Genomic DNA, 22029 nt, shown 5'->3' on the forward strand with positions numbered 1-22029 from the left:
TTGTAGCTATTTGGTCAAATAAAAAAAATTTATGCTCACATTAAAGCTTTTAAATTGAAAATAGGCTAAAATATTTTAATGCAGATTAAATGGATTGAACTAAACGGATTTAAATCTTTTCCAGATAAGATAAAAATAGAACTTAACAGCGGAATTACATGTTTTGTAGGCCCTAATGGAGCAGGAAAAAGCAATATCGTCGATGCTTTCAGATGGGTTCTTGGAGAACATAACCCCCGTATGCTCAGGGGAGATAAAATGGAAGAAGTCATCTTTCAGGGGTCTGCTTCAAAAAGAGAAAAGGGTCTTGCTGAGGTTTCACTGTTTTTAGTGCTAAATGAAGAGTCAAACAACGGAGAGTCATCTAATAGACAGGAATTAGAAATCAAAAGAAAGCTTTACAGAACAGGAGAATCTTATTTTCTGATAAATGGGAAACAAGCAAGACTTAAAGACATTAAAGAAGTTTTTGTCTCTGAAGGCACGGACATAAGAACATACTCAATCATAGACCAGCATAAAATAAGTGAAATTTTATTCAAATCCTCCCAAAGAAAAGCCCTACTTGAAGAGTGTGCAGGAATTTCTCTGTATAAAATAAAAAAAGCTGAGTCAGAAGGAAAATTAAGTGCAGCCAAAGAAAATTTACAAAGAATTGAAGATATCCTCAGCGAATTAGAAAAGCAATACCACCTTCTTGATAAACAAGCGAAACGGGCTGAAAAATATCAGAAACTCCTCACTGAACTCACAGAACTTGAATTAAGAACATCTAAAACTGAGAGTATGTCACTCATTGAAGAATTGAAAAAATTACAGGACGAATTAGAAAAGCTTGACGAAAGAAGTATGAATTTAAAAAAGGCAATTTCTGAGGTTAATATCTCAAAGGATAAATACAGAGAAGGCATCACGACTCTTGAAAAGAAGATAAAAGAGACAGAAAAGGAAGTTAAGAATAAAGAATTTGAAAAGGCAAAGCACGAAAAAGATGCGGCATTGCTTGTTCAGGAGGAAAAAAATCTAAAAAGCTCAATAGAACAAATGAATCAAGAAAACTTACAAATTATCGCAGAAATAGAAAAACTCCAAGGGGATTTAAAGGAGGGGGAGGCAATTATAGAAAAAACCGAAGAGATAATAAAAAATCTTCAGGAAGAGATAATATCGCAAGAGGAGGAATTAATAAAATTCCAAAACACTCTCAAAGAAACTGAGAAAATAATAGAAACTCAAAGAAAAAACCTCTTTAATCTTACCACAGAAATGGCAAACAAGAAGAATTTATACAATAACCTAAAGAAATCTTTAGATAACAACCAAAACAGAATCGCTTCACTTCAAGCAAGAAAGATAGAGTTGAGCGAAAAAATTAAATTAATCGAAAGGGAAATCGAAGGAAAAGAGCTAAAGATTGAGGAATTTGAGGAAGAATCAAAAAAACTTCAAGATAAAATCACAGATATGAACGAAAAATTAATTGCCGAAGAAAGAGAATTCGAAGACAACAACAGAAAATTAATAGAAAAAAAGAAAGAAGAGGCAACCATTGCGGGCAAGATAGACGCTCTGGTTGCAGAGTTATGGAGTGAGGAAAAGGATGGAAAACTTCTTTTCGAATACATAGATGTTTCAACAGAAGTGGAAGAATTATTAGAAGTCTTTCTTGATGAAAAACTTAGAGCCTCTGTAATAGATGATATCTCTGTTATAAAGGAGTCAGATAAAAAAAGATTTTTCTTCCTGAAAAATAATGCAAAAAATGAGGTATCCTCAGCCTATTTAGAACATGATTTAAAATGTCTCGGAAGCATGGTCAAAATAAAAGACCCAGATATTGCTGCAAAATTCCTTGAGAACACCTTTGTCGTTAAAGACATAGAAACAGCTGTTAATTATCAAAAGCTACTTCCGCAGGCATTTTTTATAACTGAAGCTGGAGAGGTTTTATATCCAGATGGCTTTATAAAAAAGGGTAAAAACATCAATCTGCTCAAAAAGAAGAGAACTCTTGAAGAGTTGGAGAAAAGAAAAATAGAGATACAAGAGGAAATAGCTAATATTGAAAAGTCTATTGAGCTTAGCAAAAACAAAAAGGAGAAATTAAAAATAGAGATTGAAAAAACAAAAACAACGATAAACAATCTAAGTAACGAACTATTTCGATTAAAAGAGAGCAAGAAAAATCTATCGAAGGAATTAGAGTTAATAACTCAAAGATTGAGATTCATGGAAAAAGAAGAGCGAGCCATAAACAACGAGATAGAAGAACATAGAGCCTCCATTGAACGACTAAAAACAGAAATTCAGAACCTTTCATTCAGTATTGATGAAACAGAAACAAAAATAGAAGATTTAAAGAAAAGTCAAAATGAAGCCCTAACAGAGAGAGAAATTAAAAAGGAGATTTTATCTTCGAAAAAGATTGAACTTTCAACACTTAAGGAGAAAATTAACAGCAAAAAAAGCGAAATAACGAGAATCAACGAAGATATTAGGAAATTACAAGCAAAAAAGGCAAAAAATTTAGAAGAAATCGAAAGAAAAACAAAGGAAACAGAGAAAAATCATCTTGAGCATAGGGAAAAAACAAATCAAATGAAGAAACTGGAAGACAAAATTATAAATTTGAATAAAGAGTTAGAGTCTCTTTCAAATCTCTTATTTGAGGAAAAGCAAAAAAACATAGAAGTTGAAGAGAAATACAAGTCCTTGAATGAGGAATTACAAAGTCTTACCTCAGCCATTGGAGAGAAGAAATCAAAAGCGAATGAAATAAAGATTAAACTCGAAAACCTATGGAGAGATATAAACAATCTATACGGAAAAGATATAATTCAAGAGAATATAGAACCTCTTGAAGATTTAGCTTTATCAAAAATAAGAATAAAACAGCTTAAATCTCAATTGAGAGAAATAGGCTCTGTTGATACGGAAATTTTGAGAGAGTATGAGGAGATAAAGGAAAGATATGAATTCATGTTAAATCAGCAAAAGGATATAAAAACATCCATTGAAGAGCTTGAGATGGCAATAAAGAAAATAAACAGTCTTACAAGAAAAAAATTAAGAGAAACTTTTGAGTTGCTCAAAGAAAAATTTAACTCAGTATTTCAGGAGCTTTTCAACGGTGGTAAAGCAGAAATAGCTTTAACCGATGAAAACAATATTCTTGAATCTGAGCTGGAAATGAATGTTCAGGTTCCAGGCAAAAAAATGAGCAATATCAATCTTCTATCTGGTGGAGAAAAGGCTCTCACAGCAATAGCTTTCATCTTTGCCTGTCTATCAATAAGGCCTTCACCTATATGCATTCTTGATGAAGTAGATGCTCCTCTGGATGACCCTAACACTACAAGGCTTTGTAGGATAATAAAAAATTTAAGCAACAGTATGCAATTCTTAGTGATAACGCATAATAAATTAATGATGGAAGCTGCCGATTACATTTATGGAGTTACTATGCAGGAACAGGGAGTATCAAGCATCATCTCTCTTGAGTTAAAAGAGGCTGAGGTATACGCATGAAAGACTTAAGTCTCCTAAGTGGCATAGAGATATCGGAATCAAAGGAAGACCTGATTTGTTATAGCTACGATTCATCCTATGCCTCTGGTATTATGCCAGAACTTGTAGCCTGGGTAAAAAATACCGATGAAATCTCTCGAGTTGTTAAATGGGCAACAAATAGGGGGCTTAAAATAATACCAAGAGGCTCTGGCACAGGAATGGCCGGTGGAGCTATTCCTATCAGTTCAAGGAGTATAGTTATCAGCCTTGAAAGAATGAGAGAGGTGCATGAAATAAATTCAAAAAATTTTACAACCACTGTTAGTGCTGGAGTCATAAACGGAGATTTACAAAAGGAATTGCAGATATACGGCCTTTTCTATCCTCCAGACCCTGCCTCACTTGATTACTGCTCAATCGGAGGTAATGTTTCGACAAATGCTGGAGGTCCCAGAGCTATAAAATACGGCGTTACGAGAAATTATGTAATGGAGATTGAAGTAGTCCTTTCTAATGGAAGCATTGTATCACTTGGTGGCAAAACGGTAAAGCGAGTTGTCGGTTACGAATTAAAGGAACTTTTCATTGGTGCAGAGGGAACGCTTGGAATTATTTCAAGAATAACCCTTAAAGTGCTTCCCGAACCAGAGGAAGTGTTGACTCTCCTTATAAGCTTTAACGAACTTAAAAATGCCGGAGAATGTATCCCAAGAATAATGAGTCTCGGTATTATTCCGAGAACACTTGAGTTTCTTGATAGCTCTTCCATTGAGCTTATCGAAGCTGACAATCATATAGGTCTACCAAGCAATATAGAGGCAATGCTTTTAGTTGAACTTGATGGAGAGATAACCTCCATTAAGAGACAAGCGGAGATGATAGTAGATACGGCAAGAAAGTTAAAGGCCGATGTTCAAGTAGCTACAGATTACTACGCAAGAGAAAACTTATGGAAAGCTCGCAGAAGTATATCGCCCTGCCTATTAAAAATGAAAGATAGGGAGAAGATAAATGTTGATATTGCTGTGCCCATTGATAATCTTGCTTTAATTCTATCTAATCTAAAAGAGATTGCAGAAAGAGAGAAAATCCCTATCGTATCCTTTGGACATGCAGGAGACGGAAATATCCACGTAAATATTTTAATAGAGAGAAATAATGAGGCGAGCAAGCAAAAAGGATTTGAAATTGTAAAAGAGATTTTTAGCAATACAATAGCCTTAGGTGGTGCCATATCAGGTGAACATGGAATAGGGATTACTAAAAAGCCCTACCTTGAAATGCAAATTTCAAGAAAAAACATTGAACTGATGAAAGCAGTAAAGAGAGTTTTTGACCCGAAGGAAGTAATGAATCCGGGAAAAATATTTTAAAGCCCGTAATCCTTTATCTTGTAGTAAAGATTTCTAAGAGATATTCCAAGTAACTTTGCTGCCTCTTTTTTGTTACCACCTGTTTTTTGAAGCGCCTCAACAATAGCTTTTTTCTCTATGCTTCTTAGGTCTTCGCTTTCTATAAAAGACTCTTTCTCGGGAACTATATCTACCTCTTCGTTATTAGAAAGAATAACTCCTCTTTCAATCATATTTTCAAGCTCTCTTATGTTTCCAGGGAAATCATATGATTTGAGAATTTCAACTGAACGGGAAGAGAATTTTTTACCTTCCTTGCCCAATCTTCTGCATATTTTGATTAATAAATATTCGGCAATTTTTCTTAGCTCTTTTCTTCTCTGCCTTAAAGGAGGAATAGTTATAGGAAATACATTTAGTCTGAAATACAAGTCTTCTCTGAACTTGCCAGCTTTTACCATCTGCTTAAGGTCTCTATTGGTTGCTGTAATAAATCTTGCATTTGTTTTAATTTTTTCAAGTCCACCAAGACGCTCAAAACTTCTATTTTGCAATACTGTCAAGAACTTTGCCTGAACAGACGGAGAAAGCTCTCCTATTTCGTCGAGAAACAAAGTTCCGTCCTTTGCAATTTCGATTTTTCCAGGTTTTTGTCTTAACGCTCCTGAGAATGCCCCTTTTTCAAAACCAAACAGTTCCGATTCAATCAGTGTCTCAGGGATTGAAGCACAGTTTATCTCAACAAAATCACCCCTTCTGCCACTCATTCGATGAATCTCTTTTGCAATAGCTGTCTTCCCAGTTCCTGTCTCACCGTAAAGTATAAGCGTAGTGTCTGTCTTCGCTACTTCTTTAACCATCCTGTATACATCCTCCATTCCAGCAAAAAGAATCTCCTCGGGAATTTCATCTGTCGTTATTGTCTTACCATTGATGTTCCCAGTATCTTTTGGAGAAGATATGATTTTTTCGACCAATAATAGAAACTCCTCTGGCGATGAAAGAGGCTTCGTAATATAATCAATCGCTCCCTTTTTTATTGCCTCCACTGCAGAAGGTATTGTCCCAAAAGCTGTGATGATTATAAAGGCACTATCAGGTAAAAGCTTTTTTACCTTCTCAATAAAAGTAATTCCATCCATACGGGGCATTTTCAAGTCTGAAATTACGAGATGTGGAGAAAAACTTATTACAGAGCTGATTGCCTCTTCGGGGTCATGAAAAACCTTTGTAGAATACCCCTCTTCATCGAGAATTGTCTTTAGGAAAGTTGCAAAAGATATATCATCTTCTACTATAAGGATTCTGGCATTGTCAGACATACCTTTGTGCCCTCTTCAGTCTTACTGCTTATTTTAAGTCCGATGCGTAGGCTCTCACAGAGCTTACTAACGATGGCAAGACCTAATCCCGTTCCCCTGGGCTTTGTTGTAAAAAATGCTTCTGTTGCCCTCTTAAGTGTTTCTTCGCTCATACCAATTCCGGTATCGGCAATTTCAATTTTTATTTTACCACTGATTTTACGTGCTTTTATAGTTATTCTTTTTTGATTGGAACTTCCGACAGCATCAACGGCATTTTGTATTATGTTTGTCAAAATCTGCTTTAACTTATCTCTGTCAGTTTTGACTTTCAAGTTTTCTAAATCTCTTTCAATTATGAGATCATTTTGCTCTATAAAAGGTAAAAGAGTTTCCTCAATAAGTTCTTTGAGATTAAATTCGTCAATTTTAAGATTTTTATGTGGATTTGCATAGCTGGAAAGCTCATTACTTAGACGCTCAAGTCTCAGACTTTCCTTCAAAATTACATTAAGATAGTCCTTTATTGACTTATCCTCTGTTTTCTTTAATAGGTATTGAGTAAAGCCTTTTATACTTCCAAGAGGATTTCTAATCTCATGCGCCAAGACCTTTGATAGAATTGACAGATTTTCGAGTTCCTTCATCTTAATCTGCATCTTCTCTATCTTATGCATTATTAATAGGGCAAAAATTCCAAAGAAAACTATTAATAGGGCCGATAAAAATATAAAAATAAGATGCGTTCTTGTAGTTCTTAGGAGGAGTTCCGCGGGATAAGTATGGAGAGCTACTCGTAGTATGTATGGACTGCCAGATTTTTTTATTTTAGTATCTGAGACGAATACCTCTTCTCCTGTTCCAAGAGTTATCTTGTGATAATAGGGACTTGAGTAGGTTAAAATATCTGCGATATCATCGGTTTTTTTGCCTATCAACAATGGATTTGAGTGAAGTATTACTTCACCTTTTTCATCGTAAAGAGCAAGAAATGCTATGCCTTCCCATCGGTCATCAAGAAGCATTTCAGACATTATACTTTTTCCTTCGATTTTCAGTTGCTGAATACTCAAATTTTGAATAAAACTATTCAAGGTTACCGTTATGCCGAGTGCTTGCATTCTCAATGACTGCTCCGTTGCCTCTAAGGCATTTTTATACAAAAAATAGGCTGTTATTATGAGACTTAATGAAGAGATTAGGACTATCAGGGATATGAGTATTTTTACTCCCGTGTTTGTTCTCTTGATAACTCCACCTCTCTGTAGATTTCTGCGGGATTTTCTATGTATTTGGGCGAGATGTGAAGTATTTTCAGCTCCTTTACTCCCGCTTTTTTAGCAATCTCTCCTGTAATTTGAGCGGTCAGATGATTTCGTTCAATTGCTCTATCTAAATCTTTACTTAGAAAATAGGCTTCGCAGAAAAGCACATCGGCGTCTTTAACAAAACTTATAACTCTCTTCACATTATCCTTCTGCGGCGATATATCCATTACATAGGCAATTTTCTCGCCCTTTGTTATTTTAAGAATTCGGAAAAGTTCCTCTATGTTTATTCTTCCTTTAGGAGTTTCAATTTCTATGCTCTTTTTTCTATTTTTTGGCTTTAAATTCTTGACGGGGTCATATTTATAATGAAGTTTTAGTTGTTTTTTTAGTTCGCCTAACCAAGGTCCTACATTAAGACCTGCCTTCTGAAGTTCAACCTTATTTATATTTATATGATAATCTTCCTCTAACGAATATGCTACTACAGGAATGCCGTGAGACAGAACAACTGCTCTTACCTTAAATAAGGGCTCTTCAAGAATTAAGCCATTCTTAAATGGCAAACTTCTGACTTCCTCAATCTTAAAACCATTCGATGCAAGGAATTTTGCACCAACAATCTCCCGTCCAGTAATGGCGTAAACCTCTATCTTGAGAGGATATTCGGAAACAAGATTCCACGTATATCCCCTCAACTTTCCATTAACACACTCAATTATATTCTCTGGGCCGTAAACCCTTAAAGGTTCACTTCTTCTAAGAATTGCCCTTATAACCTGGTCAAAACCTATGAAGTGGTCAATGTGAGTATGGGTAACAAATATATCACTGACCTTCAAAAGTTCATTGAAAGGTATTTTCCTTATATCACCAATGTCGAAAAGAAGAGCTCGTTTCTCCCTCAAAAGTTGAATAAATACACAGGGGTCTCCAAAGGCATTGTTAATTACTTTGTAGTGAAAAAGTCTTGCCACAATGGTATAATTATACAAAATTAAGGATAGATTTTATTAATCGGAGGATGCCATGTCAGAACTGAGAAGAGACCCCGTTTCAGGCCGATGGGTTATTATAGCCATTGAGAGAGGGAAAAGGCCTTCAGACTTTACTCCACTAAGCCAAAAGAGAAAAATGATGGGATTCTGCCCCTTTTGCCCCGGTAACGAACACACTGCCCCAAATGAGATTATTGCTTTCAGACCGCCCAACACAGCACCAAATACGCCTGGCTGGACACTTAGAGTTGTCCCCAATAAATTCCCTGCCCTCCAGATTCATGGTGAACTTAACAAAAGAGGAGAAGGAATATACGATAAAATGAACGGCATCGGTGCCCATGAGGTAATCATTGAAACTCCTGACCACTTAGCATCTCTTTCAACCATGTCCCAGAAAGCTGTTGAGGATGTCCTGTGGGCATACTACTTCAGAATTACCGATTTAAAGAAAGATGTTAGGTTTAAATATGTCCTAATATTTAAAAACGAGGGAGAATCAGCAGGAGCTACTATTGAGCACTCCCATAGCCAATTAATAGCCCTTCCTGTTGTTCCCCATCATGTAACCGAAGAGATGACTAACTCAAAAAGGTATTTTGAACTGCGAGACAGATGCTTACTGTGTGATATAATAGCCCAAGAACTCGAGACAGATAAGAGAATAATTTACCAAAATGACTCTTATATAGTTCTTGCACCATTTGCACCAAGAGAACCCTTTGAAACCTGGATTTTGCCGAAAAGACACGAATCAAAATTTGAGCCCAAAGACAAATCCTTTGCATTACTTGCAGAAGCACTACAGATAACTTTAAGAAAACTCGATGCTCTCCTTGAAACACCGCCTTATAACTATGTCCTTCATACCTCTCCTTTTAATGATGAAGTAAATGATTATTACCACTGGCATATTGAGATTATTCCCAAATTAACTAAAACTGCTGGTTTTGAATGGGGCTCTGGCTTTTTCATAAACCCTACACCTCCAGAAGAGGCAGCTAAGTTCATGAGAGAGGCAAAAATATGAAGATAGCAATTGTCTCTGCCGAAGCCCTTCCTTTTTCAAAAACAGGAGGACTTGGAGATGTTGTTGGTGCACTATTTAAGGAATTACTGAAAGCAGGCATAGATGTAAAACTATTTCTACCCTATTATCGTATAACAAAAAATAACCTATTAGATAATACAGAAAACACAGGAATTGTATATGGCGTGACTATTGGAAAAGAAAAAAAATTTGGCGCTGTTCGAAGCCTCAGAGCAACGATTGATAGCGAAGGTGAACTAACTTTTAAACCTGACAAAGCAGGAAATATTTACTTTGTGGAACATAATGATTTCTTTGATAGAGACCAGCTTTATGGAACAAGTTACGGAGAATATTTAGATAATGCCGAGAGGTTTATCTTTTTTTCAAGAGCAATCCTTGAAATGTGTCGAATACTCGATTTAAAATTTGAAATAATTCATTGTCATGACTGGCACACTGCTCTTATTCCTCTTTATCTGAAAACCCTATATAAAGAATGTATGTGCTTTGAGAGAACATCCACTATTCTCACTATTCATAATCTCGGATATCAAGGAGTATTTCCGAGAGAAAAGCTCGAATTAACGGGATTTGGTTGGGAGATGTTTCACATTGACTGTTTAGAATTTTATGGAATGATTAATTTTCTTAAAGCTGGTATTTTCAATGCAGATGTTATAACTACCGTAAGCCCAACATATGCAAAGGAAATACTAACGCCAGAGTATGGTTTTGGACTCGACGGAGTATTAAAAAAAAGGCAGGACAAATTAATAGGAATTTTAAATGGTATAGACTACAACATATGGGATCCAGAAAGGGATGTTAATATAGTAAAAAATTATGGAATGGGCAATTTTAATGATAAAATTCAGAACAAAGAAGAACTCTTAAAAATAACAAAATTAAAATGCCCAATAGACTCTCCTCTCATTGCCTTCATCGGAAGAATGGTCACCCAGAAGGGTGTAGATTTACTGGCTGAAGCAGTGCCCAAACTAATAGAAAGGGGGATAAATTTTATCTTTGAAGGCACGGGTGAACATTATTATGAGTCAAAAATCAAGGAACTTGAAAATTCTTTCCCTAAAAATATTTATGCCTTCATAGGCTTTGACGAAGTGTTAGCTCATAAAATTTATGCTGGCGCTGATGCAATCATAATACCATCAAGATACGAACCCTGTGGGCTAAGTCAGTTAATAGCAATGAGATATGGAACTATACCCCTTTGCAGAAAAACAGGAGGTCTTGCAGATACTGTTGAAGACGGGATTACGGGCTTTCTTTTCTCCGAATATAAAGTAGATGAACTCATATCAATGGTAAATCGCTTCATGGAAGTTTATCAAAGAGAAGAACAGTTTAAAGCAATGATACTGAATGCAATGAGCAAAGACTTTTCTTGGGAAAAAGCCTGCCTGAGATACATGGAGTTATACAGGAGCATAAGGTAATGAGAGAAAGGCAGGCATTATTTGAACTAATTAAACTCCTTGAAATTTCTGATGATATAGATATTCTTCTCGAAAGACTTATATACCACATCTCCCAGCTAATGAATGCACAAGGTGCAGTCTTAAGATTGTTAAAAAATGATTTTTTATACGTAGAGGCGACCTATAACATTGATACGGATAAAACCATTACAGGTCGGGATGAAGGACTTTGCGGAGAAGTTATCAGAGAGGGAAGAGTAAAAATTTTTAATGCCGAACAATTGAAAAACAAGGAAGTTGACATCCCTGCCTACTCTGCCATATGTATACCCCTAAAGGTTCAGGAAGAAGTAACGGGAGCGATAATAGTATACAATAAGATTGATTCCGAAGAAGGCTATGCTGAGTTTTCTGAAGAAGACATATCTCTTGGAGAGCTATTCTCTGGCGTTGCCTCTCTCATAATTCTCAAATCTCTCCAGTTCAAAGAGTTAAAAGACAGAGAGACCCAGACAGTCAAAGCAATGTCGCAAATTGAAGAACTCAGAAGCTACCTTGAAAGTCTCATACAGAGCTCTGCCGATGCAATAATTGCAACTGACCTTGACAACGTTGTAACAGCCTGGAATCAAGGAGCGGAAAACATATTTGGATATCAAAACAGTGAAGTTATTGAAAAACCTTTTCCTGTAATACCCGATTTTCTTCATGACGTTGAAAGATTTTATTTTGAAAGAGTCAAAAATGGAGAGACACTAAAAGACATTGATACGGTTATGATGACCCGAGAGGGCAAGCTTATCGAGGTAAGCCTAACCATGTCTCCGATTAAAAACTCTAAAGGTCAGATAATCGGAGTAAGTAGAATAATCAGAGATATAACAGAAAAGAAAAAACTCGAAAGAGACCTTATAAGACGTAATGAAGAGTTGACAAAAATACTTTTTGTAAGCTCTGCTGTAAGGAGCACTCTTGAGCTTAACAGTCTCCTCAGAATGATTCTCACTGTAATTACAATGGGCGAAGGACTCGGATTCAATAGAGCTGTTCTGTTTTTAATTGACGAAGACGAAAATACGCTAAAAGGTGTAATGGCTGTAGGTCCGTCAAGTTATGAAGAGGCATGGCAGATATGGTCAAGCATGGCAAAGGAGAAGAAAACCCTATTTGATGTGCTTGATGAACTCAGCAAGAAAGAGTTTGAATCGGATAGCTTTCTTGAAAGGCTGTGTAAAAACATCTCCATTCCTCTCGATGAAAATACTCCCATTGTAAGAGCTGTTAAAGAAGGCAAAGTTTTCAACATTAGAGATATTCAGAAGGAAGATGCAGATACAATAATCGTACAGCAGTTGGGCAGTCAGGCCTATGCTGTAGTGCCACTTATCTCTAAAGATAAGGCGATTGGAGCTGTATGGGTTGACAATTTTTATACAAAAAAGCCCATAACAGACCAAGATATAAATTTTCTAAAAGGCTTTGCTGACCAAGTGGCAGGAGCAATAGAAAATGCAAGAGTATTTGAAAAAATCGAACAGGCCGAAAAAGAACTTGAAATGCTCTTCAACTCTATCACTGATTTGATATATTACACCGATGACAACTTTAACATAAAAAAAGCCAATCGTTCTTTCTTAAATAAACTTAACTTAAAAGAAAGCGAAGTGCTTGGAAAAAAATGCTTTAAATTAATCCATAAAATGAATCAACCACCAAAAGACTGTCCCCATAAAAAAGCTTTAGAGTTGGGTAGAGCTGTAGTAAATGAAATAGAGGAAAATTATCTTGATGGTGTCTATTTACTGTCAAGTTCTCCCATATTTGACAGAGCAGGCAATCTAATAGGCACCATAAGTGTGGCAAAAAACACCACTGAACTTAAAAATTTAAAGGAAAAAATCTCATCAATGGAAAAAATGGCAGCCTTAGGTGAGATGGCGGCAAAAGTTGCCCATGAGATAAGAAATCCCCTTCTTGCCATTGGTGGATTTGCAAAAAGACTAAATAAGGAAATAACGGATGAAAAATTGAAAGAATATATTAGAGTTATAGTGGAAGAAACAAGAAGGCTCGAAAAAATACTCAATGAAACGCTAAGCTTTGTAAGACCCCAGCCTTCACCAAAGATATTTTTCAAAATTAACGACTTAATAGCTGATATAGCTAATCTCACTGAGGCAACTCTAAGAGACAACAATAATAGATTGTTTATACATGTTGAAGAAGAGATTTCCATCTTGGGCAGCTATGATAAGTTAAAAGAGGTTTTACTTAATCTTGTAAACAATGCCAATGAAGCGACGAAAAATGGAAAAATAACTGTTAGAGTGAAAAAACAACTGAAAAATCCTGACGATGAACAAGGAGAAGGTGAATTTTGTATCATTGAAGTAGAAGATACAGGCACAGGAATTTCTCGAGAAAATCTAAAAAAAATTTTCAACCCCTTTTTCACCACAAAAATAAGCGGAACAGGCTTAGGACTTCCAATTTCAAAGAAAATAATTGAAGAGCATGGTGGTATAATTAAAGTAGAAAGCGAAGAGAATAAGGGAACCATATTTAGAATTTATCTGCCAATTATTAAGCAAGGAGGTAATGGTAATGAAAATAATGGTAGTAGATGATGAAAAAAACATTCTTATGCTATATCAAACAGAGCTTGAAGAGGAGGGATATGAGGTAGTAGCAGCAAATTCGGGCAAAGAAGCTCTTGAACTTTTTGATAAAGAAAAACCTGATTTGGTAACCCTTGATATAATGATGCCTGATATTGACGGCATTCAGGTTTTAAGACAGCTCAAACAAAAAGCTCCCAATACGCCTGTGATAATGCTAACAGCCTATGACTACAGAGACGACTTCTCTGTATGGGCATCGGATGCATATGTAGTAAAATCCTCTGATTTAGGCGCTCTAAAAGAGACAATTAAGCAAATTGCTGAAAAGTTTGGAATAAAATGAAAAAGCTTGCCATAGCCTTTCTTTTTATATTAACATTTCCCGTTATGGCAATCGGACAGCTTTCGGAAGAAGTATTTAAGAACGGTATAAAGCTTATTACAATAGAAGACCACTCGTCTCCTGTGGCTACTTTTCAAGTATGGTATAAAGTAGGCTCAATTGATGAAGACGAGGGGAAATCAGGGATAAGTCATTTACTTGAACACCTGATGTTCAGAGGAAGCAAAAAATATCCGGGAAATGTGTTCTCTAAAATCATTCAAGCCAATGGTGGAGTTGACAATGCTTTTACCACTAAAGACTATACAGTCTACTTTCAAAAACTTGCTGCATCAAAATTAGGCATATCTATTGACCTTGAGAGTGATAGAATGGAGAATCTTTTATTGCAAAAGGAAGACTTTGAACTAGAGAAAAAAATAGTGCTTGAAGAACGAAGGCAAAGATATGAAGACAATCCTGAAAGCTTGCTTATCGAAGAGGTTATAGGTTTAGCTTTTAAGGTTCATCCCTACAGAAGACCAATAATCGGCTGGACAGAAGATATTAAATCAATTACCTTTGAGGATATAAAAAATCACTATCGCAAATACTACTGTCCTGAAAACTCATTCATAATTGTAGCTGGAGACATAGATAAAAAAAGGATAACTGAAGAAATCAGAGAAAAATTTGAAAAAATCTCTTCATGTAAAAATAAATCGATGCCTAAAATTCTTTATGAGCCAAAACAGTATGGAGAAAAAAGAGTAATAATTAAAAAACAAACTCATCTTCCCATGTTAGTCCTCGCATATAAAGTGCCTGCCTATCCTAATCCAGATAGTCTATCTCTCGAGATATTAAGCACAATCTTAGGAGAGGGGAAAAGCTCAAGACTTTACAGAAAATTAGTTAATGAGACTGGATTAGCAGTAGATGTAAGCAGTTCAAACTCACCATTAAGCAGAGACGGATTTTTATTTTTCATAGTTGCCTCTGTAAAGGACGTTGAAAAAATTTCAGAAGTCGAAAAAATCATTAAAAATGAAATAGAAAGGCTTAAAACTGAAAAAGTATCTGAAAGAGAACTGGAAAAGGCAAAAAATCAGGTAGAAGCTGCTTTCCTGTTTAGTCAGGACTCTGTTTTCGGTCATGCATTGTTAATAGGCAGATTTGAAATTCTTGGCAACTGGAGAATGATTGAAAAATATAGGGAGGAAATTGCAAAAGTCTCTCCTAAAGACATACAAGATGGAGTTAATAAATATTTAAATGAAGAGAATTTAACCGTAGGAGTTTTGCTTCCGCAATGAAGTTAAGGCAAATCTTCGTAATATTTTTAATATTTATTTTTTTTCTCGTAAACTATGTTTCGGCAGGAGAGGAAGAAATGAAATTTAAAACTATACAACTGACAAATGGTGCTAAAATTAAACATCTCTATCGTAAAAACATTCCCATTGTGTATATGACTGTTTTGATACCCGCTTCACCATTGCAGGAAGTAAAGACCTCTCAAGCATATCTCACAGCCCATCTATTAACGCATGGCACAAAAAATCGTTCAGCCAGGCAGATAGAAGATGAATTAGACTTTTACGCCATATCCATTGATAAAAAAGTTACCTATGATTATACAATACTAACTGTTGCTACAACTAAAAAATATCTAAAAAATGCCTTAGAGCTTTTCTTTGACGTTCTAAAAAATCCAGACTTTCCTGAAGAAGAGTTTAAAAAAGAGGTCTCTATACTTGAAAAATCCCTACTTCAGATGGAAAAAGAGCCTTCCTTTATAGCAAACAAAAGGTTCCTATCAGAGCTATTCGACAACCATCCATATGGAAGACCCGTTGAAGGATTACCGGAGAATTTAAAAAATCTAAAAAGGGAAGACATCTTAGAATTTTACAATAACTTTTACAAACCAGACAGAATGATTTTTTCATTCGTAGGAGATATCAATGAAAAAGAGCTCTCAGAAATAAAGAGCAATTTCATAGAAAAATGGAACGGTAAGAGTTTTGATAGAAAAATTAATCCCATAACCTCAGCTAAAAGGCAGTCTCCAAAAGAGACGTTCATCAAGAGAGATGACCTCACACAGTCAACTATCGTCCTGGGCTTTGAGGGTATTAGTAGAGAAGACCCAGACTTCTATGCGTTCAGTCTTATGAACTATATTCTCGGAGGTGGCGGACTTACATCAAGGCTTGCCAAAAATATTAGAGAAGAACAAGGGCTTGCCTACTCAATCTATAGTACCTTTAGCCCCTATCTATTACCTGGAGCTTTTTCAATCGAGGTTAAAACAAAAAGAGAAAACACTGATAGAGTTGTTAAAATGATAGTTAAAGAGTTAGAGGAACTCAAACACAAGGGAGTTAGCGATGAAGAGCTTAGAGATGCAAAAGCATTTCTTATTGGAAGCTTTCCTATGAGAATTGACAGCTTAAGAAAGATAAGCGAATTTCTTGTAGTAACCGACTTCTACCGGCTCGGAGATGACTATATTAAGAAATATCCCGAATACATAGAAAAAGTTACCAAAGAAGAAATAAAGAGAGTAGCAAATAAATTTATTCAGGATAAATCTTATATACTCGTAATAGTCGGCAACAAATAGCTTTTTTACACAGGCTTTCTATCAAAGAAGATATTCTTTCCTTTAACGCTGAGAGGAACTCCAAAAATCATCTGTCCATCAATCAATCCAAGCTTCTTTGCTGCCACACCTATTGTATACATAATTCTGTTGTCAACACCAAGCTCCTTTGCAACGGAAACTAAAGAGCCTAATGCTATACCAAGGTCTACAGCTCTTATAGTGCATACAGGGCCTGCGTAATCGAGGTTATTTCCTTTTTGTTTCAAGATTGAATTGCAGTCGTATCCACAGGCACCACAGTTTACTCCCGCTGGTTTTTTAAAATTGAGAGCAATAAGAATAACTGCCTCGGCATCCCTTACATTTTGAGCATCTCGTTTAAAAAATTTATAAGCCTCTCCTCTATCTCCGATTATATCCATCTCTAAGGCAAGTTTTTCTTTCTCTTCTGAAGACAAAATACCCATAATAATTTCATCTTCACCCTTTGCCTTAGGCGCTGTTCTTGCTGATACAAGCATTATCTTTGCAATTGTTTCAACAATCTCTGTCTCAGGATTTAACTGCATCAACACACCTCCAATTCAAAGTTGATAAGTTATTTTAACATAGAGTTACAATAAAAGATGGTCTCAAAAGAAAACGAAACGAACAACTTAGATACTACTTTTCTAATAATAAAGGGAGCCAGACAGAATAATCTAAAAAACATAGACTTAATAATTCCTCATAATAAACTAACTGTGATTACTGGAGTCTCTGGTTCGGGCAAGTCTTCCTTAGCTTTTGATACAATCTATGCAGAGGGGCAATGGCGATTTATCGAATGTATGTCGAGTTACGCAAGAGTATTCATTGAAAAGCTACCAAGACCTCAGGTAGACCTTATCGACAATCTCAGACCCGCAATTGCCCTGGAACAGAGAAATCCTGTTAAGGGTTCTCGGGCTACAGTGGGAACTCACACGGAGATATATGATTATCTAAGACTCATATTCTCAAAAATTGCTAAACCTGTATGTCCGAAATGTAAAAGAGAGATAAAAAAATGGAGCACCACTGAAGTCGCAGAAGAGCTCTTTAAAAAGTTTTTTGGCAAAAGAATTTTCATTATTTTTCAGTCTAATGAAAGACCTTCGAAGCTTATGAAAGAGGGATTTTCAAAATTCATGTCAATTGATACCCTTGAAATAAAAAACTTAGAGGATTTAAAAGATAACACTGTAAATAGTATTGATGTAATTACAGACCGCCTTAAAGTGTATGATAAAGCAAGACTCATTGACTCTTTAGAAATAGCCTTAAAAAGAGGAACACTTAAAATATTCGTTCCCGATGAAAAACTACTCATTCCCTTTTCGAAAGAAGCTCAATGCCCTATTTGTGGATTTCAGGTCAATGAACCATCGGCTCTTCTTTTCTCCTTTAATCATCCTCACGGAGCTTGCCCTCAATGCAAAGGCTTTGGCTATCTGCTTTCTTATGATGAAAATCTCATTATTCCCGACAGAGAACTCTCTTTAAAAGAGGGGGCAATTGAGATGTTTGAAAAACCTATGCTTAAATGGTGGAAAGACCAGCTAATTAAAGGGGCAAAGCTTTCTGGTATCGATGTAACCCTGCCCTACAGAGAACTGCCAGAAGAGCAAAAAGAGCTTCTTTTCACAGGAAATCAATACTTCTACGGATTGAATGATTTTTTTGAAGAACTGGAGAGAAAAAAATACAAAGTCCATGTCAGAGTTTTTCTGTCGAGAATGAGAAAACCCTCTCTGTGCCCTAATTGTAAGGGAAAAAGGCTTAAAGAGTCTGCTTTAATCTTTAAGATAAATGGCTTTGATATTGGTGACTTAAACTTCATGACAGTTAATGAGTTGAAAAACTGGATAGAGTCGGTTCAGTTATCGGAAGAAGAATTTAAAATATCAGAGGAGCCTTTTAGACAGATAAAGATGAAACTTGATTTCTTAAAAAGAGTAGGACTCGATTACTTAACAATGGACAGACAGATTAAGACTCTTTCGGGTGGGGAGTATCAGAGAGTGAATATTGCCAACCAACTTTCCAATAGACTTACCTCAACTCTCTACGTACTTGATGAACCAACAGTAGGACTACATCCAAGAGATACAGACAGAATAATAGATGTTTTAAAAGAACTCACCGAGTACGGCAATACCGTTGTGGTAGTAGAACACGACAGAGAGGTAATCTCCAAAGCAGACTGGATTATCGAATTAGGCCCCGGAGGTGGTAAAAATGGAGGAAATCTGGTATTTGCTGGTGATATACAAGGTCTAAAATCTATAATATCTCCAACTGCCAATTATCTAAAAAAGGATGTATCCTTTGAAATTAAAAAAAGTGCAGTAGCTTTTAAAAACTTTATTTCTCTCAAAGGAGCTAAAGGACATAACCTTAAGAATGTGAGCATAAACATACCTCTGAATGCTATTACGATTGTAACAGGTGTCTCTGGTTCGGGTAAGAGTTCACTGATTATAGATACTCTCTATAAAGCTATAGCTAAAAGATTGGGCATTAACAATGAAGAACCTCTTTCTTTTGAAGAATTAGAAGGATTAAAAAATATAAAGGCTGTAAAGCTTGTTGACCAGTCTCCAATAGGAAAAACTCCCAAATCGATTCCGGTAACATATCTTGAAATTTATGGAAAGATAAGGGAAATTTTTGCTTCACAGAAAGAATCAAAATTGAAAGGTTTTTCACCAGGCCATTTCTCTCTTAACAGTGCCTCTGGGCATTGCCCAAGTTGTAAAGGAGAGGGATTTATAAGAATTGAAATGTTTTTCTTTGAAGACCTCTTTCTTCCTTGCGAGGAATGTAAAGGAAGAAGATTTAGAGAAGAAGTGCTTGAAATAAAATACAAAGAAAAGAACATATATGACGTCTTGAATATGACCTTTGATGAAGCTTTTGATTTCTTTGAAGAAGAACCTTCGCTAAGAGAAAAAATAAGACTTATAAAAGAGTTGGGGCTTGGCTATCTTTTGCTCGGTCAGCCAGCAACAACCCTTTCAGGAGGAGAAGCTCAAAGACTTAAGATATGCGCAGAAATTTTAAACTCCCTTACTTCAAAAAGAGAATCCTCTCTAAAAGGTTTTCTATACATACTTGATGAACCGACTGTAGGGCTTCATCACGATGACGTCCAAAATTTCATTAAGGTAATCGATAAGCTCATTGACAAATCGGCCACTGTAGTGATAATAGAGCACAATCCTGATGTAATAATTCATGCCGACTGGATAATTGATATAGGACCAGAAGGAGGACACGAAGGAGGTCGTATACTGTATGAGGGAGTTCTATATGATTTTTTAAAATTAGACCACTCCCACACCGCCCGATACTTAAGGAAATTTCTAAAATCGCAATAAAGCACCTATACCACTATTTTCAATAAGCAAATTTCTATCACTTTCATTTTTTATCACTTCAACGGATACTCCATTTTGAAGAGCCATCTCCATGACCCTCTCTATGAGATTTTGCCCTTTCATTAATTTTCCTCTACAGGAAAGACAAACTTCTATTTCCTGATGAGTAGCGAAACCGCAAGATGGACAGATACTACCTTCAATTTTATAATCTTTAGGCAATATTAATTTACTCACTCTCTTTTCTCTCAAGTACTTCAATACATCGTCTATACCAGTAACAGCGTTTTCATTTTTGCTTGCCCGAGTAAGCAACTCTGAAAGAATTCTGCTTTCCTTTGCTCTTTCGTAATCCTCTATGATAGGCATTAATTTCATAAGAATTTCCTCGGAAGAAGCATGTTTTTCTATGAATGTTCTCCCTACAATTTTCTGTTTTATGCTCTCCGGAAGAATTTTCATTAATTCATAAATAGCCTCATCTGGTCCAGCTAAAATAAGATTTCTGATTTCCCGGTCCTTTAAAAATTCTCCAAACTTCTCAATAACTTCTTTTAGATGCATCTGTATGTGGTGTTCAATATGCCTTTCAAATCTCTTTTCTGCAAGAGCAAACCACCCACCCTTCTTGTGCTTACCGGGAACATGGTCATGCTCAACCATACCGTATTCTTCAATTTCCCCTAAAAATACCAAGAATACTCTGGCGGAACGTTTATCTACAAGAAGCACTCCATATTTTTGATAATTACTGAGAACATCAATCAATGGATTAGTATAAGGAGTGTTATCAACTATTAATTCATCTTTTAGTTCTACATTTAAATCATATCTCCGCCATAGTCCCTTTTTAATACAGCTATAAAGAACGAGAAATTTCTTGAAAGATTCCCTTTCTCCCTGTAAGAATCTCTCTATTTTTTCTATGTCCTCTTTAACCTGGGAAGCCTTCTTTTCATCTAAAGCTTTTACGAGATTTTTAAATTTTGATATATAACCACTTCTTTTTCTGTCTTGAGGTGATACGCTAAGAAAAAGACTTACCACTAATTCTCCTTCTGATTTAAAATTTTCTAAGACTTCTAATTCTTCTCTATCAAGCATGTTCTCCACCTCCTACAAAATTCTTTAAAATTTCGAGAAAAGATACGAAAAGACTGAAAATTAGCGGCCCGATTATGAAACCTATGAGACCGAATGCCTTAATACCGCCCAGCACGGAAAGAAAGATAAAAATCAACGGTAGATTTACCTTTCCTTTAATTATTATAGGCTTTAGGACATTATCAATAGAACTGATTACCAAAGCTCCAACTACTACCAGCACTATACCTTTTATTATATAACCCTTAGCAAATAGATAAATCGCCGCAGGCCCCCATACAGCAAAAGCTCCCAGTACAGGAATGAATGAAGCAATTGCTGTAGCAAAGCCCCAAAGAGTTGCAGAGGGGATGTTTAGAAAGTAGAAAGTAATGCCTAAAATTGTTCCCTGAATTATTGCAATTAATATACCTCCGTAAAAAGTAGTATAAATTATGTTTTTTACTTGATTTCTTATGGAAACCTTATCAGCTTCGGCAAAAGGTAAAAACTCTATGATTTTTCTCACAAAATGGTCTCCATCTTTGATAAAGAAAAAGGCTATAAAAAAGGTAAGAACAATATTTATACCTGAAGTTACGACATCTCCAAAACCATGGGCTATTCTAACTGCAATTGATTTCATAATAGTTGCTATCTCATCCTTTATGAGATTTTCAAGAGACTTTACATCTCCTCCTGTAATAAAACTAAGTCTTTCGATAATCTTTGCTAAAAATGGATTTGTAGTTATCTGGTTAATCAGTTCGGGCAAGTTTACTTTTCTTATGAGCTCACCTGCTTCAAGAATTATCTGATAGGATATGAAAACAAAGGGGAATAGAAAGAGGACAATCACTAAAATTATGGTAATGAAAGCAGAAACACCACGGTATTTAAAGTATCTTTGAGCAAAATCAAAAATTGGATGAAATACAAGAGCTATAACAATAGCCCAACCACAGGCTGCAAAAAAGTACTTAAGAATCTGATAGTTTAAATATCCCAAAAGGCCTATTAAAAAAAGCAGAATCCAGATATAAAAATTTCTCTCTAAGGAAATTTTGTATTTTTTTGTAGAACTCATAAT

Annotated in this window: 15 protein-coding genes; 9 read left to right on the plus strand and 6 right to left on the minus strand. The window is 35.7% G+C overall.

The genetic code is table 11. The annotated features are described in order from the left end of the window. Window positions 1-78 precede the first annotated feature (78 nt). Both smc and ACZ430_RS05875 read left to right on the plus strand, forming a co-directional pair. Complete coding sequence (gene smc / locus ACZ430_RS05870; RefSeq protein ID WP_464910432.1) at window positions 79-3528, plus strand: chromosome segregation protein SMC; 3450 nt, start codon at window positions 79-81, stop codon at window positions 3526-3528. Continuing rightward, entirely contained in the window at window positions 3525-4883 is a 1359-nt protein-coding gene (locus tag ACZ430_RS05875; RefSeq protein ID WP_297212283.1) for an FAD-binding oxidoreductase, read from the plus strand. Before smc ends, ACZ430_RS05875 begins: the two co-directional genes overlap by 4 nt. Here the strand turns inward: ACZ430_RS05875 and ACZ430_RS05880 are convergent. From ACZ430_RS05880 to ACZ430_RS05890, 3 genes are all read right to left on the minus strand, one after another. Further along, complete coding sequence (locus ACZ430_RS05880) at window positions 4880-6184, minus strand: sigma-54-dependent transcriptional regulator (RefSeq protein WP_297212286.1); 1305 nt, start codon at window positions 6182-6184, stop codon at window positions 4880-4882. The genes ACZ430_RS05875 and ACZ430_RS05880 overlap by 4 nt on opposite strands. Next, complete coding sequence (locus ACZ430_RS05885; protein WP_464910433.1) at window positions 6157-7284, minus strand: sensor histidine kinase; 1128 nt, start codon at window positions 7282-7284, stop codon at window positions 6157-6159. Before ACZ430_RS05885 ends, ACZ430_RS05880 begins: the two co-directional genes overlap by 28 nt. Before the next feature lie 104 nt (window positions 7285-7388). Continuing rightward, complete coding sequence (locus ACZ430_RS05890; protein WP_297212290.1) at window positions 7389-8408, minus strand: ribonuclease Z; 1020 nt, start codon at window positions 8406-8408, stop codon at window positions 7389-7391. Between the two features lie 52 nt (window positions 8409-8460). On the opposite strand from ACZ430_RS05890, the gene galT reads away from it, so the two are divergent. The 6 genes from galT to ACZ430_RS05920 all read left to right on the plus strand — a co-directional run bounded on the left by galT (window position 8461) and on the right by ACZ430_RS05920 (window position 16473). Further along, complete coding sequence (gene galT, locus ACZ430_RS05895; RefSeq protein WP_297212293.1) at window positions 8461-9459, plus strand: galactose-1-phosphate uridylyltransferase; 999 nt, start codon at window positions 8461-8463, stop codon at window positions 9457-9459. After that, on the plus strand, window positions 9456-10919 hold the full coding sequence (gene glgA / locus ACZ430_RS05900; RefSeq protein ID WP_297212296.1) for a glycogen synthase GlgA: 1464 nt from the start codon (window positions 9456-9458) through the stop codon (window positions 10917-10919). The genes galT and glgA overlap by 4 nt, the downstream gene beginning before the upstream one ends. Then, on the plus strand, window positions 10919-13528 hold the full coding sequence (locus ACZ430_RS05905; protein WP_464910434.1) for a PAS domain S-box protein: 2610 nt from the start codon (window positions 10919-10921) through the stop codon (window positions 13526-13528). The genes glgA and ACZ430_RS05905 overlap by 1 nt, the downstream gene beginning before the upstream one ends. Further along, entirely contained in the window at window positions 13506-13865 is a 360-nt protein-coding gene (locus ACZ430_RS05910) for a response regulator (protein ID WP_297212302.1), read from the plus strand. The genes ACZ430_RS05905 and ACZ430_RS05910 overlap by 23 nt, the downstream gene beginning before the upstream one ends. Beyond that, window positions 13862-15160: a M16 family metallopeptidase gene (locus ACZ430_RS05915; protein WP_297212304.1), complete on the plus strand. Its 1299-nt coding sequence runs from the start codon at window positions 13862-13864 to the stop codon at window positions 15158-15160. Before ACZ430_RS05910 ends, ACZ430_RS05915 begins: the two co-directional genes overlap by 4 nt. Before the next feature lie 77 nt (window positions 15161-15237). Continuing rightward, window positions 15238-16473 (plus strand): M16 family metallopeptidase, encoded by a 1236-nt coding sequence (locus tag ACZ430_RS05920; RefSeq protein WP_297212306.1) that lies wholly within the window; start codon window positions 15238-15240, stop codon window positions 16471-16473. A gap of 5 nt (window positions 16474-16478) precedes the next feature. On the opposite strand, the gene ACZ430_RS05925 is transcribed toward ACZ430_RS05920, so the two are convergent. Continuing rightward, a complete protein-coding gene (locus tag ACZ430_RS05925; protein ID WP_297212309.1) occupies window positions 16479-17024 on the minus strand; it encodes a ferredoxin domain-containing protein in 546 nt (181 codons plus the stop codon). Window positions 17025-17081: 57 nt separating this feature from the next. On the opposite strand from ACZ430_RS05925, the gene uvrA reads away from it, so the two are divergent. Continuing rightward, complete coding sequence (gene uvrA / locus ACZ430_RS05930; RefSeq protein WP_297212311.1) at window positions 17082-19856, plus strand: excinuclease ABC subunit UvrA; 2775 nt, start codon at window positions 17082-17084, stop codon at window positions 19854-19856. On the opposite strand, the gene ACZ430_RS05935 is transcribed toward uvrA, so the two are convergent. Together ACZ430_RS05935 and ACZ430_RS05940 are read right to left on the minus strand one after the other, a co-directional pair. Continuing rightward, window positions 19842-20960, minus strand: a complete 1119-nt coding sequence (locus tag ACZ430_RS05935) for a baeRF10 domain-containing protein (RefSeq protein ID WP_297212315.1) — start codon at window positions 20958-20960, stop codon at window positions 19842-19844. The genes uvrA and ACZ430_RS05935 overlap by 15 nt on opposite strands. Further along, complete coding sequence (locus ACZ430_RS05940) at window positions 20953-22026, minus strand: AI-2E family transporter (protein ID WP_297212318.1); 1074 nt, start codon at window positions 22024-22026, stop codon at window positions 20953-20955. The genes ACZ430_RS05935 and ACZ430_RS05940 overlap by 8 nt, the downstream gene beginning before the upstream one ends. Window positions 22027-22029 lie beyond the last annotated feature (3 nt).

The organism is Thermodesulfovibrio sp. TK500a (genome assembly GCF_055381765.1).

Coding starts and splice junctions, on each gene's coding strand:
- smc (WP_464910432.1), top strand. CDS start 79: ATGCAGATTAAATGGATTGAACTAAACGGATTTAAATCTTTTCCAGAT.
- ACZ430_RS05875 (WP_297212283.1), top strand. CDS start 3,525: ATGAAAGACTTAAGTCTCCTAAGTGGCATAGAGATATCGGAATCAAAG.
- ACZ430_RS05880 (WP_297212286.1), bottom strand. CDS start 6,184: ATGTCTGACAATGCCAGAATCCTTATAGTAGAAGATGATATATCTTTT.
- ACZ430_RS05885 (WP_464910433.1), bottom strand. CDS start 7,284: ATGCAAGCACTCGGCATAACGGTAACCTTGAATAGTTTTATTCAAAAT.
- galT (WP_297212293.1), top strand. CDS start 8,461: ATGTCAGAACTGAGAAGAGACCCCGTTTCAGGCCGATGGGTTATTATA.
- glgA (WP_297212296.1), top strand. CDS start 9,456: ATGAAGATAGCAATTGTCTCTGCCGAAGCCCTTCCTTTTTCAAAAACA.
- ACZ430_RS05905 (WP_464910434.1), top strand. CDS start 10,919: ATGAGAGAAAGGCAGGCATTATTTGAACTAATTAAACTCCTTGAAATT.
- ACZ430_RS05910 (WP_297212302.1), top strand. CDS start 13,506: ATGAAAATAATGGTAGTAGATGATGAAAAAAACATTCTTATGCTATAT.
- ACZ430_RS05915 (WP_297212304.1), top strand. CDS start 13,862: ATGAAAAAGCTTGCCATAGCCTTTCTTTTTATATTAACATTTCCCGTT.
- ACZ430_RS05920 (WP_297212306.1), top strand. CDS start 15,238: ATGAAATTTAAAACTATACAACTGACAAATGGTGCTAAAATTAAACAT.
- ACZ430_RS05925 (WP_297212309.1), bottom strand. CDS start 17,024: ATGCAGTTAAATCCTGAGACAGAGATTGTTGAAACAATTGCAAAGATA.
- uvrA (WP_297212311.1), top strand. CDS start 17,082: ATGGTCTCAAAAGAAAACGAAACGAACAACTTAGATACTACTTTTCTA.
- ACZ430_RS05935 (WP_297212315.1), bottom strand. CDS start 20,960: ATGCTTGATAGAGAAGAATTAGAAGTCTTAGAAAATTTTAAATCAGAA.
- ACZ430_RS05940 (WP_297212318.1), bottom strand. CDS start 22,026: ATGAGTTCTACAAAAAAATACAAAATTTCCTTAGAGAGAAATTTTTAT.